15 protein-coding genes are annotated in these 15,576 nt (G+C 72.3%); 10 read left to right on the plus strand and 5 right to left on the minus strand.

Annotated elements, in window-relative coordinates; genetic code table 11:
- The first annotated feature begins 58 nt into the window (after positions 1 to 58).
- Positions 59 to 1,036 carry an EamA family transporter gene (locus tag ACSMXR_RS21430; RefSeq protein WP_137234776.1) on the plus strand — a complete coding sequence of 326 codons (978 nt, stop codon included), beginning with the start codon at positions 59 to 61 and terminating at the stop codon, positions 1,034 to 1,036.
- Positions 1,037 to 1,068: 32 nt separating this feature from the next.
- Here ACSMXR_RS21430 and ACSMXR_RS21435 read toward each other — a convergent pair whose 3' ends face one another.
- The 3 genes from ACSMXR_RS21435 to ACSMXR_RS21445 form a co-directional block, all read right to left on the minus strand.
- On the minus strand, positions 1,069 to 1,503 hold the full coding sequence (locus tag ACSMXR_RS21435; protein WP_473169690.1) for a PIN domain-containing protein: 435 nt from the start codon (positions 1,501 to 1,503) through the stop codon (positions 1,069 to 1,071).
- Positions 1,500 to 1,742, minus strand: a complete 243-nt coding sequence (locus tag ACSMXR_RS21440) for a ribbon-helix-helix domain-containing protein (protein ID WP_078611201.1) — start codon at positions 1,740 to 1,742, stop codon at positions 1,500 to 1,502. The genes ACSMXR_RS21435 and ACSMXR_RS21440 overlap by 4 nt, the downstream gene beginning before the upstream one ends.
- Positions 1,743 to 1,809: 67 nt before the next feature.
- Positions 1,810 to 2,523, minus strand: a complete 714-nt coding sequence (locus ACSMXR_RS21445) for an NUDIX domain-containing protein (protein WP_473169691.1) — start codon at positions 2,521 to 2,523, stop codon at positions 1,810 to 1,812.
- Positions 2,524 to 2,645: 122 nt separating this feature from the next.
- On the opposite strand from ACSMXR_RS21445, the gene ACSMXR_RS21450 reads away from it, so the two are divergent.
- The 9 genes from ACSMXR_RS21450 (at position 2,646) to ACSMXR_RS21490 (ending at position 13,762) form a co-directional block, all read left to right on the plus strand.
- On the plus strand, positions 2,646 to 3,200 hold the full coding sequence (locus ACSMXR_RS21450; protein WP_473169692.1) for a DinB family protein: 555 nt from the start codon (positions 2,646 to 2,648) through the stop codon (positions 3,198 to 3,200).
- 178 nt (positions 3,201 to 3,378) lie between these two features.
- Entirely contained in the window at positions 3,379 to 4,191 is an 813-nt protein-coding gene (locus ACSMXR_RS21455; RefSeq protein WP_473169693.1) for a TIGR03084 family metal-binding protein, read from the plus strand.
- Entirely contained in the window at positions 4,188 to 5,927 is a 1,740-nt protein-coding gene (locus ACSMXR_RS21460) for an acyclic terpene utilization AtuA family protein (protein WP_473169694.1), read from the plus strand. The genes ACSMXR_RS21455 and ACSMXR_RS21460 overlap by 4 nt, the downstream gene beginning before the upstream one ends.
- Complete coding sequence (locus ACSMXR_RS21465) at positions 5,924 to 7,522, plus strand: acyl-CoA carboxylase subunit beta (protein WP_473169695.1); 1,599 nt, start codon at positions 5,924 to 5,926, stop codon at positions 7,520 to 7,522. The genes ACSMXR_RS21460 and ACSMXR_RS21465 overlap by 4 nt, the downstream gene beginning before the upstream one ends.
- A gap of 7 nt (positions 7,523 to 7,529) precedes the next feature.
- Positions 7,530 to 9,518 carry an acetyl/propionyl/methylcrotonyl-CoA carboxylase subunit alpha gene (locus tag ACSMXR_RS21470; protein WP_473169696.1) on the plus strand — a complete coding sequence of 663 codons (1,989 nt, stop codon included), beginning with the start codon at positions 7,530 to 7,532 and terminating at the stop codon, positions 9,516 to 9,518.
- Positions 9,515 to 10,684: an acyl-CoA dehydrogenase family protein gene (locus tag ACSMXR_RS21475; RefSeq protein WP_137234781.1), complete on the plus strand. Its 1,170-nt coding sequence runs from the start codon at positions 9,515 to 9,517 to the stop codon at positions 10,682 to 10,684. Before ACSMXR_RS21470 ends, ACSMXR_RS21475 begins: the two co-directional genes overlap by 4 nt.
- Positions 10,685 to 10,821: 137 nt before the next feature.
- On the plus strand, positions 10,822 to 12,420 hold the full coding sequence (locus ACSMXR_RS21480; protein ID WP_473169697.1) for a 4-coumarate--CoA ligase family protein: 1,599 nt from the start codon (positions 10,822 to 10,824) through the stop codon (positions 12,418 to 12,420).
- Positions 12,417 to 13,151 (plus strand): enoyl-CoA hydratase family protein, encoded by a 735-nt coding sequence (locus ACSMXR_RS21485; RefSeq protein WP_137234783.1) that lies wholly within the window; start codon positions 12,417 to 12,419, stop codon positions 13,149 to 13,151. Before ACSMXR_RS21480 ends, ACSMXR_RS21485 begins: the two co-directional genes overlap by 4 nt.
- Complete coding sequence (locus ACSMXR_RS21490; protein WP_137234784.1) at positions 13,139 to 13,762, plus strand: TetR/AcrR family transcriptional regulator; 624 nt, start codon at positions 13,139 to 13,141, stop codon at positions 13,760 to 13,762. Before ACSMXR_RS21485 ends, ACSMXR_RS21490 begins: the two co-directional genes overlap by 13 nt.
- 45 nt (positions 13,763 to 13,807) lie before the next feature.
- Here ACSMXR_RS21490 and ACSMXR_RS21495 read toward each other — a convergent pair whose 3' ends face one another.
- Positions 13,808 to 14,218: a hypothetical protein gene (locus ACSMXR_RS21495; RefSeq protein ID WP_473169698.1), complete on the minus strand. Its 411-nt coding sequence runs from the start codon at positions 14,216 to 14,218 to the stop codon at positions 13,808 to 13,810.
- Positions 14,215 to 15,333, minus strand: coding sequence for an amidase domain-containing protein (locus tag ACSMXR_RS21500; RefSeq protein WP_473169699.1), 1,119 nt, complete (start codon positions 15,331 to 15,333; stop codon positions 14,215 to 14,217). The genes ACSMXR_RS21495 and ACSMXR_RS21500 overlap by 4 nt, the downstream gene beginning before the upstream one ends.
- Positions 15,334 to 15,576: the final 243 nt, after the last annotated feature.

The raw sequence follows: 15,576 nt of genomic DNA on the forward strand, positions 1-15,576 counted from the left end.
GTCCGGTCCATTACAGTGTACTGAGCCATCGTGCCCCTGTTCCTTTGGAAGGTCCCCCGTGAACGACCAGCGCAGCGCCGCCGAACCGGCCGCCGCAGCCGTCGCCGTACCCGAAGCGGCGACGGCACTCGAAGGCACCGGTACGGGCGGCACGGGCACGCCCGCCGCCGGGCGGACCGGGGCCGGGCGCCGGGCGGCGCTGATGCCGATCGTGCTGGTGGTCGCGGGCGGCCTGTCCGTCCAGTTCGGCTCGGCCGTCGCGGCGCTCCTGATGCCCAAGGCGGGAGCGCTGGGCGTCGTCACCCTGCGGCTGGCCGCCGCCGCGCTGATCCTGCTGGTGATCTGCCGGCCCAAGCTGCGCGGCCACTCGCGTGCCGACTGGGGCACGGTGCTCGCCTTCGGCGTCGCGATGGGCGGCATGAACACCCTGTTCTACCTGGCGCTGGACCGGATCCCGCTCGGCATCGCCGTCACCCTGGAGGTGCTGGGCCCGCTCGCCCTCTCGGTGTTCGCCTCCCGCCGCCTGATCAACGCGCTCTGGGCCGGCCTCGCCCTCGTCGGCGTCGTCCTGCTGGGCGGCGGCGGCTTCGACCGCCTCGACCCGCTCGGCGCGGCGTTCGCCCTGGGGGCCGGGGCGATGTGGGCGGCGTACATCGTGTTCAGCGCCCGCACCGGCCGCCGCTTCCCGCAGGCGGACGGTCTGGCGCTGGCGATGGTGGTCGCCGCGGTCCTCTCGCTGCCGCTCGGCATCATCGAGTCCGGGGCGAAGCTGACGGTCCCGTCCACCGTGGCGCTCGGCGCGGCGGTGGCGGTCCTCAGCTCGGTCCTCCCGTACACCCTGGAGCTGATGGCCCTGCGCCGGCTGCCCGCGCCCACGTTCGCCGTGATGATGAGCCTGGAGCCGGCCATCGCCGCCGGAGCGGGCTTCCTGATCCTGGACCAGGCCCTCTCCACGACGGACGCCCTCGCCATCGCCCTCGTCATCGGTGCCAGCATCGGCGCGGTACGCAGCCGGACGGGCCGCCGCGAACCGTGAGCCGTCCCTGACGGCCGGGTGCGGGCCGGCCTTCAGCCGTCGGCGGGCAGGATCCGGAAGGAGTCCAGTCCAGGGGTCAGCGGTGACATCGCGCGGAAGTCGCGCTGGTCCAGGGTGAAGATGCGATCTGTTCGGTAGCGGTCGGCCAGGACCACTCCGACGGCGTCGGCCAGGTCGAGCCGTAGCCCTTCGTACTTCCGCCGGACCTCATGGGCGGTGTGCAGGTCCGTGAGCTTGAGCTCGGCGAGACGGTACTGCCCATCGTCCATGCGGGAGTTCAGCGCCTCCATCACCTGCAGGGCCGCCGGGAACCCCAGGTCGCGGTGGACCAGGTGATCCAGTTCGGTGACGACGAGCGGGGAGATCGCCAGCCGCTCGTACTCCAGGATCTTCGCCGCTGCGGCGTGCTCGGTCTGGGCGGCGTCGAACGCGGCGTAGAGGGCCGAGGTGTCGGCGACGATGATCAACGGCGTGCGGCCCGTTCCTTGATGTGCTCGTAGACGGAGCTGTCCATCTCGTCGGGCGTACGGGAGCGTCCGCTGTCGAAGACGGGCAGCTCACGGCTGTGCTTCGGCCGCTCGGCGCTGTCCAGCAGCATGGCGATGCCGCGCCGGATGAGCTCGGCCTTGCTGACGCCGGTCGCGGACGACTCGGCGTCCAGTCGCACTTCCAATTCGTCCGGAAGGTACACGGTCGTCTTTATCATGCTGTCCAATTTACCACCCTGCCCTACGTAGGGCAGGGTGGTAAGGGGCGCGATCGAGCGTGCGCCCTCACCACTCGCACGGCCGGTCGAGGTCGGTGATCGAGTCGGCCAGTTCGGCCGGGCGGTCCGGCCACCCCGTCCGGTGCCAGTGCTCGATGCGCCAGGACAGCCGGCGGGGCCACAGCGGGGTGTCGGGCAGCTGCTCCAGCGGTATCCAGGCCGGGGCGCCGCCGTAGTTGTCCAGCGTCTCCGGTGCGCCGACCTCGCCGGTGGCGGAGACGAGGAAGTAGTGCTCGTGCCGCCCGCCCTTCCACACCCGGGCCACCTCGGGCCCGACGGTCCCGGTCAGGCCGGTCTCCTCGTCGAGCTCGCGTACGACGGCCTCCTCCGGGGTCTCGCCCTCCTCGACACCGCCGCCCGGAATCTCGTAGTAGGGGGCGCCGTCCTCCTCGAAGCGGATCAGCAGCATGGCCCCGTCGCGGATGACGACCGCCCCGGCCCGTACCCGTACCGGCGGAACGGCCGCGGGATCGTCCAGGGCCACCGGACCCGATGGGGCCGTGCCTTCCGCCCAGGAGCGCAGGACCGTTTCCGCGGTACCGGCCGGCCGGATGCGCGCATGGACGGCCTCCGCCAGGGACAGGGCGACGCACGGTGCGCCGGAGGCCCCGGAGCGGCCGTCGGGGAAGGCGTAGTAGGCGCCTTCGGCGTCGTGGCGGAGCTCCAGGACCAGCTGGTCCGCGTCGAACCGGACGGTCACCGGGCGGGTTTCGGCAGTCATCGACGGAGGCTAACGCGCACCACGGCCGCGCCGCCGCCGGAATGCCTTCGTCCGTACGGTGCCCGGCCCTAGAGTCGCCGGATCGAGCCATCGCCCCCGCCCCGCACCCCCGGAGGTCATCCGTGGAACCCGCCGAACCGACCGGCACCGCCCCGAAGTCCCGTGAACGCGATGACCTGCTGGCCATGGTCGCCGACCAGCGCACCAACTTCCTCTACACGGTCGCCGGGCTCACCGACGAGCAGGCCCGCACCCGGTCGACCGTCAGCGAGCTGACCCTCGGCGGCCTCGTCAAGCACCTCGCCGAGGTGCAGCGCAGCCGGCTGTCCGTGATCGACGGCACCGCCGCCCCCGAGGTCGGCTGGGCCGATCTCGATCCGGACGGCAACCGCATGACCGACGACGAGACCCTCGCCGGGCACCTCGACGCGTTCCGGGCCGGGGCGGAGGCCTTCGACCGGGCCGTCCGCGACGAACCCGATCTCGACCGGGCGATCACCCTGCCGCGCTACCCCTGGTCGCCGCCGGAGCCCCTCGTCTGGACCGTCCGGCACGTCCTGCTGCACGCGTTCCGCGAGATCGCCCACCACAGCGGCCACGCGGACATCGTGCGCGAGGCCCTCGACGGGGCCAGTACGACGGAGCGGATGGCGAAGGCTGCCATGGGCGGAGAGTGACCGAACCTGGAGGGGCCGCCGGCGAGTGACCGGCGGCGAGTGAGCGGCAGGGCGGTGGGCGGCGCGGTGGGCGTCGTCCCGGCGGTCTGCGGGCAGAAAATCATGCAAGCGTGCTTGATTGTTTCCTGGGGCGCTGCCATGCTCCTGGGCACCACACCCGGTCCCGAGGGGAGCGCACGTGTCCGCTGTCGTAGCCGTGATCGACGATCTGCGCGAAGAGAGCGATGAACTCGACGAGCTCGTGCGGGAGTTGGACGCCCCGGGCTGGCGCGGCCCCACGCCCGCCGAGCGGTGGACCGTGGCCCACCAGATCGCCCATCTCAGCTGGACCGACGAGGTCGCGCTGCTGGCGGCCACCGAGCCGGACCGGTTCGGCGACGAGGTGACCAGGGCCCTGGCCGCGCCCGACTCCTTCGTCGACGAGGCGGCCGACGCCCTGGTCGCCGCCCACGCCCCGGACGCCCTGCTGGCTCGCTGGCGGGAGGGCCGGCAGCGGCTCGACAAGGTTCTCCGCGACGCCCCGGACGGGACCCGGATCCCCTGGTACGGGCCGCCGATGAGCGTGGCGTCCATGGCGACCGCCCGGCTCATGGAGACCTGGGCGCACGGCCAGGACATCGCCGACGCCCTCGGCGTGACCCGGGCCCCCACCGCCCGGCTCCGGCATGTGGCGCGGATCGGCGTACGGGCCCGGAACTACGCCTACGCGGTACGCGGCATCACCGCCCCCGAGGTCGAGTTCCGCGTCGAACTCCGCACCCCGGACGGCGAGATGATCGCGTACGGGCCGGAGGACGCGGCCCAGCGCGTCACCGGGCCGCTCCTCGACTTCTGCCTCCTGGTCACCCAGCGCGCCCACCGGTCCGACCTCGCGGTCACCGCCGAGGGGCGCGAGGCCGATCAGTGGCTCTCCATCGCCCAGGCCTTCGCCGGACCTCCCGGACCGGGCCGGCTGCCCCGCGCGGAGCAGGCCGGACGAGGTGACCGATGATCGCCCCCGTTCCCGCGCCCCTCCGGATCGGCAACGCCTCCGGCTTCTACGGCGACCGCTTCGACGCGCTGCGCGAGATGCTCACCGGCGGCCCTCTCGACGTCCTCACCGGCGACTATCTCGCCGAGCTGACCATGCTCATCCTCGGCCGCAGCCGCCTCAAGGACCCGGAGAAGGGCTACGCCACCACCTTCCTGCGCCAGTTGGAGGAAGGGCTCGGCCTCGCCCACGAGCGCGGGGTGAAGATCGTCGCCAACGCGGGCGGCCTCAACCCGGCCGGACTCGCCGACGCCGTACGGACGTTGGCGGCCAAGGTCGGCGTGCCCGTCACCGTCGCGCATGTCGAGGGCGACAGCCTGCCCGTGCCGGACGGCTTCCTCACCGCCAACGCCTACCTCGGCGGCTCCGGGATCACCGCCTGTCTGCGGGCCGGGGCCGATGTCGTCGTCACCGGCCGGGTCACCGACGCGGCCCTGGTCACCGGGCCCGCCGCCGCCCACTTCGGCTGGGGCCCGGACGACCTGGACGCGCTCGCGGGCGCCGTGGTCGCCGGGCATGTCCTGGAGTGCGGTACGCAGGCGACCGGCGGCAACCACGCCTTCTTCGGCGAGCACGACCCCGCCCGCCTCCGCCGCCCCGGCTTCCCGCTCGCCGAGATCCACGCCGACGGCTCGTCCGTCATCACCAAGCACGACGGTACGGGCGGGGTCGTCGACCTCTCCACCGTCACCGCCCAACTCCTGTACGAGACCGGCGGAGCCCGGTACGCGGGCCCCGACGTCACCGCCCGCCTCGACACCGTGAGGCTCACGGCCGACGGCCCGGACCGGGTCAGGATCGACGGCGTACGCGGCGAGGCCCCGCCGCCCACCCTCAAGGCCGGGCTCACCCGGCTCGGCGGCTGGCGCAACGAGGTCGTGTTCGTCCTCACCGGCCTGGACATCGAGGCCAAGGCGGACCTGGTGAAGGCCCAGTTCGCCGACGCCCTGGAACGCGGCGGCACCCGCCCGCCCGCCGAGGTGCGCTGGGAGCTGGCCCGTACCGACCACCCCGACGCCGACACCGAGGAGCGGGCCAGCGCGCTGCTCCGGCTCGTCGTCCGCGACCAGGACGCCGAAGCGGTCGGCCGGGCCGTCTCCGGGGCCGCCGTGGAGCTGGCCCTCGGCAGCTACCCGGGCTTCCATGTCACCGCCCCGCCCGGAAAGGGCGCGCCCTACGGGGTGTTCGAGGCCCGGCCCGTACCGGCGGGCGATGTCGAGCACACCGCCGTGCTGCCGGACGGACGCCGACTGGTCCTCGAACCTCCGGCGCTCACACAGGAGTTGACCGAGGTCGAGGAGCCGCCGCTGCCCGATCCGTACCCCTCCACCGCTCCCACCCGGCGCGTCCCGCTCGGACTGATCGCGGGCGCGCGCAGCGGCGACAAGGGCGGTGACGCCAACGTCGGCGTCTGGGTGCGCGGCGAGGACGCCTGGCGGTGGCTGGCGCACGAGCTGACCGTCGAGCGGTTCAAGGAACTCCTGCCGGAGACCGCCCACTTGACCGTCGTCCGCCATGTCCTGCCCAACCTGCGCGCCCTGAACTTCACCGTCCACGGCCTCCTGGGCGAGGGCGTCGCCGCCCAGGCCCGGTTCGACCCGCAGGCCAAGGCGGTGGGGGAGTGGCTGCGGTCCCGGTGGCTGCCCGTCCCCGTACCGCTGCTGGAAGGCGTCCCCCTCCCGGAGGTGACCGCATGACCGTCCTGCCCACCGCGCTCGACACCAACAGCCGCGATTACGCGGCGAATCGGGCCACCCTGCTGGCCAAGCTCGCCGAGCTGGAGACCGAGCACGCCAAGGCGCTCGCGGGCGGCGGCGAGAAGTATGCGACCCGGCACCGCAAGCGCGGAAAGCTCCCGGCGCGCGAGCGGATCGAGCTGCTCGTCGACCCCGACACCCCGTTCCTGGAGCTGTCGCCGCTGGCCGCCTGGGGCAGCGACTATGCGGTCGGGGCCTCGCTCGTCACCGGGATCGGGGTGGTGGCGGGCGTCGAGTGCCTGATCACCGCCAACGACCCGACCGTACGCGGCGGAGCCTCCAACCCCTGGACGCTGAAGAAGGCCCTGCGCGCCAACGAGATCGCCTTCGCCAACCGGCTCCCCGTCATCAGCCTGGTGGAGTCGGGCGGGGCCGATCTGCCGTCCCAGAAGGAGATCTTCATCCCGGGCGGGGCGCTGTTCCGGGACCTCACCCGGCTCTCCGCCGCCGGAATCCCCACCGTGGCCGTCGTGTTCGGCAACTCGACGGCCGGCGGCGCGTACGTCCCCGGCATGTCCGACCACACCGTGATGATCAAGGAGCGGTCCAAGGTCTTCCTCGGCGGACCGCCCCTGGTGAAGATGGCCACCGGCGAGGAGAGCGACGACGAATCGCTCGGCGGGGCCGAGATGCACGCCCGTACCTCCGGGCTCGCCGACCACTTCGCCGTCGACGAGCAGGACGCGATCCGCCAGGCCCGCCGTATCGTCGCCCGCCTCAACTGGCGCAAGGCGCACACCGATCCCGGCCCCGCCGAGCCGCCGAAGTATGACGAGGACGAGCTGCTGGGCATCGTGCCGGGCGATCTGAAGGTGCCGTTCGACCCGCGCGAGGTCATCGCCCGGCTGGTCGACGGCTCGGACTTCGACGCGTTCAAGCCGCTGTACGGGACGAGCCTGGTGACGGGGTGGGCGCGGCTGCACGGCTATCCGGTCGGGATCCTCGCCAACGCCCAAGGGGTGCTGTTCAGCGAGGAGTCGCAGAAGGCCGCCCAGTTCATCCAGCTCGCCAACCAGCGCGACATCCCGCTCCTCTTCCTCCACAACACCACCGGCTACATGGTCGGCAAGGAGTACGAGCAGGGCGGCATCATCAAGCACGGCGCGATGATGATCAACGCGGTGGCGAACTCGAAGGTCCCGCACCTGTCGGTCCTGATGGGCGCCTCGTACGGGGCCGGGCACTACGGCATGTGCGGCCGCGCCTACGACCCGCGCTTCCTCTTCGCCTGGCCCAGCAGCAAGTCCGCCGTCATGGGCCCGCAGCAGCTCGCGGGTGTGCTGTCGATCGTCGCCCGCGCCTCGGCGGCGGCGAAGGGGCAGCCGTACGACGACGAGGCCGACGCCGGACTGCGCGCCATGGTGGAGCAGCAGATCGAGTCGGAGTCGCTGCCGATGTTCCTGTCCGGGCGGCTGTACGACGACGGGGTCATCGATCCGCGCGACACCCGGACCGTCCTCGGCATGTGCCTGTCCGCGATCCACACCGCACCGGTCGAGGGCGCCCGCGGCGGCTTCGGCGTCTTCCGGATGTGAGGCCCAGATGACCATCACCACGTTGCTCGTCGCCAACCGGGGCGAGATCGCCTGCCGGATCTTCCGCACCTGCCGCGACCTGGGCATCACCACGGTCGCTGTGTACTCCGACGCGGACGCCGAGGCCCTGCACGTACGGGAGGCGGACCTCGCCGTACGGCTGCCGGGGGCCGCGCCCGCCGACACCTATCTGCGCGGCGACCTCGTCGTGGCCGCCGCGCTGGCCGCCGGGGCGGACGCCGTGCACCCCGGCTACGGCTTCCTCTCCGAGAACGCCGCCTTCGCCGCCGCCGTGCAGGACGCGGGACTCGTCTGGGTGGGCCCGCCGGTGAAGGCCATCGAGCTGATGGCGTCCAAGACCCGGGCCAAGGAGCTGATGGCCGGGGCCGGGGTGCCGCTGCTCGCCCCGGTGGACCCGGCGACGGCGGGCGAGGACGCTCTGCCGCTGCTGCTCAAGGCGGCCTCCGGCGGCGGTGGCCGCGGCATGCGGATCGTCCGCGAACTCGGTGCGCTGCCAGGTGAGTTGCTGGCGGCCGCCGCCGAGGCGGCGTCGGCCTTCGGTGACGGCGAGGTCTTCGCCGAGCCGTACGTGGAACGCGGCCGGCATGTCGAGGTCCAGGTGATGGCCGACGAGCACGGCGCCGTGTGGGCGCTCGGCACCCGCGACTGCTCGCTCCAGCGCCGCCACCAGAAGGTCATCGAGGAGGCCCCGGCCCCCGGCCTGGACGAGGCCCTGCGCACCCGGCTCCACGAAGCGGCGGTGGCGGCGGCCCGTGCCGTGGACTACCGGGGCGCGGGCACCGTGGAGTTCCTGGTCTCCGCCGACGGCCGCCCGTACTTCCTGGAGATGAACACCCGCCTCCAGGTCGAACACCCGGTCACGGAAGCCGTGTTCGGGATCGACCTGGTCGCCCTGCAACTACGGGTGGCGGAAGGCGAACCGCTGCCGGCCCCCGAGCCCCCGCAGCCGTCCGGCCACGCGGTCGAGGCCAGGCTCTACGCCGAGGACCCGGCCCGCGACTGGCAGCCGCAGACCGGGGCCCTGCACGCACTGGAGGTGCCGGACGCGCCGGGCCTGCGCCTGGACACCGGATACACCGGCGGCGACACCATCGGCGTGCACTACGACCCGATGCTCGCCAAGGTCATCGCCCACGCCCCGACCCGCGCCGAGGCCGTCCGGCTGCTGGCCCGCGCGCTGGAGCGGGCCCGGATCCACGGGCCGGTCACCAACCGCGAGCTGCTCGTACGGTCGTTGCGCCACCCGGACTTCGCGGCGGCGCGCCTGGACACCGGGTTCTACGACCGGCACCTGGCCGCCCTGACCGCACCGGGATCCGGCGACCCCGCCACCGCCGCCCTCGCCGCCGCCCTGGCCTCGGCCGTACGCAACACCACCGCACCCGGCGGACCGGCCCCCACCCGCTTCGGGGCCTGGCGCAACGTGCCCTCGGGTCCCCAGCGCAAGCGCTACCGAAGCGAACCCGACGGGACCGAACACGAGGTCGCCTACCGCTCCGGACGCACCGGCACCCCGGAACCGCACGACGCCCCCGGCATCCGGGTCCTGACCGCCGCACCCGACCGTGTCGCCCTCGAAGTCGGCGGCGTCACCCGGCACTTCGCCATCAGCGCCCACGGCGACCGGATCCACGTGGACACCACCGGCGCCTCGCACACCTTCACCGCCCTGCCCCGCTTCACCGACCCCGCCGCCCACACCGCCCCCGGCTCCCTGCTCGCCCCGATGCCCGGGACCGTCGTCCGCCTCGCGGAGGGCCTGGCCGCCGGGGTTCCCGTCGAGGCCGGGCAGCCGCTGATCTGGCTGGAGGCGATGAAGATGGAGCACCGCATCCTCGCCCCCGCCACCGGCACCCTCACCGCCCTGCACGCCGCCCCCGGCCACCAGGTCGAGGTCGGCGCGCTGCTCGCCGTGGTCCAGGAGGACCCGGCCGCCGCCCCCGTACCCGTTCCCGTACCGGAGGAGACCGCATGAGCACCGCACGCACCGCCCTCGAAACCGAAGAGCACCAGGCCCTGCGCTCAGCCGTCGCCGCCCTCGGAAAGCGGTACGGGCGCGACTACATGACCACCGTCATCCGCGAGGGCCACCACACCGACGAGCTGTGGGCGGAGGCCGCGAAGCTTGGCTACCTCGGGGTGAACCTTCCCGAGGAGTACGGCGGCGGGGGCGGCGGCATGGCCGAACTCTCCATCGTGCTGGAGGAGTTGGGTGCGGCCGGCTCGCCGCTGCTGATGATGATCGTGTCGCCCGCGATCTGCGGCACGGTCATCGCCCGCTTCGGCACGGAGGAGCAGAAGCGGACGTGGCTGCCGGGCCTCGCCGACGGCAGCCTCACCATGGCCTTCGGCATCACCGAACCGGACGCGGGCTCCAACTCGCACCGCATCACCACCACCGCCCGCCGCGACGGCGACGACTGGCGCCTCACCGGCCGCAAGGTCTTCGTCTCCGGCGTCGACATAGCCGACGCCACGCTGATCGTCGGCCGCACCGAGGACGCCCGCTCCGGGAAGCTGAAGCCCTGCCTGTTCATCGTCCCGCGCGACGCCGAGGGCTTCGGCCGCAACCAGATCGACATGGAACTCCACGCCCCCGAGAAGCAGTTCGAACTCGTCCTGGACGACGTACGCCTGCCCGCCGACGCGCTCGTCGGCGACGAGGACGCGGGCCTGCTCCAGCTCTTCGCCGGGCTCAACCCCGAACGGATCATGACGGCGGCGTTCGGCATCGGGATGGGCCGCTTCGCCCTCTCCCGGGCCGTCGAGTACGCCCGTACCCGCCAGGTCTGGAAGGAGCCCATCGGCTCCCACCAGGCCATCGCGCACCCGCTCGCCACCGCGCACATCGACCTGGAGCTGTCGCGCCTGATGATGCAGAAGGCGGCCCGGCTCTACGACGAGGGCGACGACATCGGGGCGGGCGAGGCGGCGAACATGGCGAAGTACGCGGCCGGGGAGGCGTGCGTGAAGGCGGTCGACCAGGCCGTGCACACCCTCGGCGGCAACGGCCTGACCCGCGAATACGGCCTCGCGTCCCTGATCACCGCGTCCCGGGTGGCCCGGATCGCCCCGGTCAGCCGCGAGATGATCCTGAACTACGTCTCGCACCAGACGCTGGGCCTGCCGAAGTCCTACTAGACCGGACCGTGAGTTTTCGCGCTGTCCGACCTCTCCCCATCCCTCCCTCACAGGGGTGATTCTGACCCTCCACACCCGCACGGCGTCCCGCGCCTCCGCCCCGGCGGCGCGGGGAGCCGCGACGACAGGGGACCGCCATGGTGTTCCGCAGCGAGTACGCAGACGTACCGGCCCTCGACACGCCCATCCACGACGCGGTCCTCGGCGAGGCCGCCGGGTTCGGTGACACCGTCGCCCTGATCGACGGGACGAACGGCACCTCCCTCACGTACGCCCAGCTCGACGGCTTCCACCGGCGCATCGCCGCCGCGCTCGCCGGGGCGGGGCTCCGCAAGGGCGACGTCCTCGCCCTGCACAGCCCGAACACCATCGCCTACCCGGCGGTCTTCTACGGGGCCACCCGCGCCGGGGCCTCCGTCACCACCGTGCACCCGCTGGCCACGCCCGAGGAGTTCGCCAAGCAGCTCGCCGACAGCGGCGCGAAGTGGATCGTCACGGTCTCCCCGCTTCTGGCGACGGCCCGCCGCGCGGCCGAACTGACGGGCGGGGTCCGGGAGATCTACGTCTGCGACCAGGCGGAGGGCCACACCTCCGTCCTGGACATGCTCTCTTCCACCGCCCCCGAACCGGAGATCGCGATCGACCCCGGCGAGGACGTCGCGGCGCTCCCGTACAGCTCCGGCACGACCGGCACACCCAAGGGCGTGATGCTCACGCACCGGTCGATCGCGACCAACCTGGAGCAGCTGAGACCGTTCATCCCCATGGGCGAGGGCGACCGCATCCTGGCCGTCCTCCCCTTCTTCCACATCTACGGCCTCACCGCCCTGATGAACGTGCCGCTGCGCTGCGGCTCGACGGTCGTCGTCCTGCCCCGCTTCGACCTGGCGCAGTTCCTGGAGGCCATCCAGACGCACCGGATCACCGGCCTGTACGTGGCCCCGCCGATCGTGCTGGCACTGGCGAAGCACCCGCTGGTGGGGGAGTACGACCTCTCCTCGCTCCAGTACATCGTGAGTGCGGCGGCCCCCCTGGACGCCGAGCTGGCGGCGGCGTGTTCGGCCCGGCTCGGGGTCCCTCCGGTGCGGCAGGCGTACGGGATGACGGAGCTGTCGCCGGGCACGCACGTGGTGCCGCTCTCCGTCGAGCAGCCGCCGCCGGGCACGGTCGGCAAGCTGCTGCCGGGCACCGAGATGCGGATCGTGTCGCTGGAGGACCCGGCGAAGGACGCCGAGCCGGGCGCGGACGGCGAGATCCTGATCCGGGGCCCGCAGGTGATGAAGGGCTACCTGGGCCGCCCCGACGCCACCGCCGACATGATCGACGCGGACGGCTGGGTGCACACCGGCGACGTCGGCCGGACCGACGAGGACGGCTGGCTGTACGTCGTCGACCGGGTGAAGGAGCTGATCAAGTACAAGGGCTACCAGGTCGCCCCCGCCGAGCTGGAGGCCCTGCTCCTGACCCATGAGCAGGTGGCGGACGCGGCGGTGATCGGGGTGTACGACGCCGAGGGCAACGAGATCCCGAAGGCGTTCCTGGTCCGGGGATCGGGACCGGCGGCGGACGGCCTGACGGCGGACGACGTGATGGCGTACGTCGCCGAGCGCGTGTCCCCGTACAAGAAGGTGCGGCAGGCCGAGTTCATCGAGGCGGTGCCCCGGGCGGCCTCCGGCAAGATCCTCCGGCGCGAGCTGCGCGACCGCGAGAAGACGGAGAGGACGGACGAGACGTGACCCTGATCGCCACATCCCGGGAGCGGGGCATCGCGACGCTGACGCTGGACTCCCCGGCCAACCGCAACGCGCTGTCCGCGGCGCTGGTGGGGGAGTTGCGCGACGCCCTGGCGGAGTGTGCGGGCGACGACACCGTACGGGCGGTGGTGCTGGCCCACACGGGGTCGACGTTCTGCGCCGGGGCGGATCTGAAGGCGCCGCCGGACCCGGAGGCGTTCGTGGGCCTGATGCGGGAGATCGTGGCGCTGCCGAAACCGGTGGTCGCCCGGGTGGACGGCCATGTCCGGGCGGGCGGTCTCGGCCTGCTCGCGGCGTGCGACATCGCGGTGGCGGGCGAGGCGTCGTCGTTCGCCCTCACCGAGTCCCGCCTGGGCCTGGCCCCGGCGGTCATCTCCCTCACCCTGCTGCCGCGCCTGGACGGTACGGCCGCGCACCGCTACTACCTCACCGGTGAGCGCTTCGACGCGGCGGAGGCGGCCAGGATCTCGCTGGTGACGGTGGCCGCCGAGGACGTGGACAAGGCGCTCGTACCGGTCCTGGACGGTCTGCGCCGGGCCTCGCCGCAGGGGCTGGCCGCATCGAAGGAGCTGGTCACGGCTACGGTGCTGAGGAGCTTCGACCAGTACGCCGAAGACCTCATCGCCCGATCCGCCGCGTTGTTCGCCTCCGACGAGGCGAGGGAGGGGATGACGGCCTTCCTGGAACGACGGGACCCAGCGTGGGTGCGGTGACCTCCTCCTCCACCACTCCTCGGGCTGCTCACGCGCCCAAGCAGGACCGCAGCCGGGCGACCCGGCAGCGGCTCCTGGAGGCCGCGGTGGCCTGTCTGGCCGACCACGGCTGGGCGGGCTCCACCGTCTCCGTCGTCGCGGAGCGGGCCGGCGTCTCGCGGGGCGCGGCCCAGCACCACTTCCCGACCCGCGAGGACCTGTTCACGGGTGCGGTGGAGTACGTCGCCGAGGAACGCTCCGCCGCCCTGCGCGCGCTGCCCGTCCAGGGCCGCGCCGAGGTCGTCGCGGCCCTCGTCGACCTCTACACCGGCCCGCTGTTCCGGGCCGCGCTCCAGCTCTGGGTGGCCGCCTCCAACGAGGCCCAGCTCCACCCGCGCGTCACGGAGCTGGAGGCCCGGGTGGGCCGCGAGACCCACCGCATCGCCGTCGAACTCCTCGGCGCCGACGAGTCCCGCCCCGGCGCCCGCGAGACGGTCCAGGGCCTGCTGGACATGGCCCGCGGCCTCGGCCTCGCCAACCTCCTCACCGACGACACCGCCCGGCGGGCGCGGGTGGTGGCGCAGTGGGCGACGCTGGTGGAGGAGGGGCTGGGGCCGACCACGCCACAGTGACGTGTGGACGTGTGGACGTGTGCGGAATCCCTGCGCGGCGGCGGCCTACTTCTTCGTGCTGCCGGTCACCGACACGACGAACCGTCCATCGCTCTCGATGACCGCCAGGTCGGCGATCGGGGCCGATGACGGTCCGAGGACGAACCGGTGCTCCGCACCCATCCGGTCGCCGCGCACCTCACGGACATCAAGCGCGTCGACATCCCCGGCTGCGCCGAGCCCGGAGACCCAGGTCACCGCCTCGTCGACGTTCTCGCCTTCCTGGAGGTACCGGCAGACATCCTCGTCGGAGTCGTCCCGGGCCGCCGCACTCAGGAACTGACGCACGGCGTCCTCGCCGGACTCCGCACCGCTGCCGCAGCCCGACTTGTCACTGCAGCCCGTCGCCAGCAGGCCGGCCGATGCCAGAAGGGCCAGCCATGCCGGCAGACGACCCCAGCCCAGGAGCCTGCTCACACCTTGTTTGCCCACCATGTCCTGCCCTTGGTGTTGATCGCGGTGAACGGCTTGTTCTTGGTATTCGACGTGTGGTACGAGAGCAGCGGAACGTTACCGCTGTGTCCGGTGGTCACCATCGAGTGCACCATCTTGTTGTAGCTGGTGCTGTTTGCATACTGCAGGATGTCACCGGCCCGCAACTGGTAGACGTTCGACCATCCCGTTGCCCGCTTGGACTCGATCCGCGCGAAGCGGAAGAAGTTGGCGGCGCCGGCCCAGGTCCACGAAGCGCGGATACCGATGTTCCCGGTGTACCACCAGTTGCCGTCGCTGCGGTACCAGCCCAGATCGTGCTTCCAGCCTCCCGCCTTGAGCGACTGCGACACGAAGTTGGTGCAGTCCTGCGACCACTTGTGGTAGGAGGAGTTGGGGCTGAGCGCGTACTTCAGAGCGTAGTTCTTCACCTTCGTCCGGTTGGCCGCGCTCAGTGCCATGGTCTCGATCCCGCCCGGGACCTCGGCCTTGTCCAACGGCTCGATCGAGGACGGTTCGACCGCCGGATCGGTCGCGGGGACGAGCGGCGTCTGCGGATCGGGGTCGGCGAACTCGTTCGGATCGAACTTCGGCACGCTCTCGAAGTCGAGCAACTCGGCGGGAACCTGGTCGTACTGCACGGCGTCGCCGTCGACGGCGAAGAACTGGCCCGGCCGCAACGTGCCGAGCGGTGCGTCGATCACCGCGAACGGCTGCAGTTCCTCCCACACCTGGCCATCGCCCAGGGTCCTCGCGATGTGCAACGTGACGAACCGGACGCCGTCATCGGTCTCCACGCTGTCGACCGACGTGTCGACGTCGGTGACCTCGATCCTGCCGTCGGCATGGAACCGCTCGGCGACGTCCTCGATCCGGTCCGCCTCGACGGCGAGGGAGTGGAGCGCGAGCGGTTGGGCGGCAAGCCCTGACGCCTCTTTGCTCACCGACCGCTGAAGGCCGGCTGCGGACGTGTCCTGCTTTTCGACGTAGATCTCGCGGTTGATGTGCTCGACGGCTGCCGCGAGGTCGTCCTCTGCCAGGGTGACGCCGGGCAAGGCACTCCGAGGTTCGGCCGAGGCCGTGGAGACCGTGGTCATCATCAGCCCGGCGAGCAGTGTCAGCGCACCTACGAGTGCGACACCGGCTCTGCCTCTCGGCGCGGCCACTCCTGCCGTGAGCGCGGACTCCTGAGCGTCGCCCTGTCTCGGTCGATTCACTCGCTTCACTTCATCCCCCCGTGGGTCGGAGCCCTCCACCGCGTCGATGGAGTGGCTTCAACCACCTGATGTCACGGGATCGCGAAATCCCACAGGCATCGCTAGGCGAATCTCCGACCACGCCGA

This window comes from Streptomyces sp. DSM 106670 (assembly GCF_055792845.1).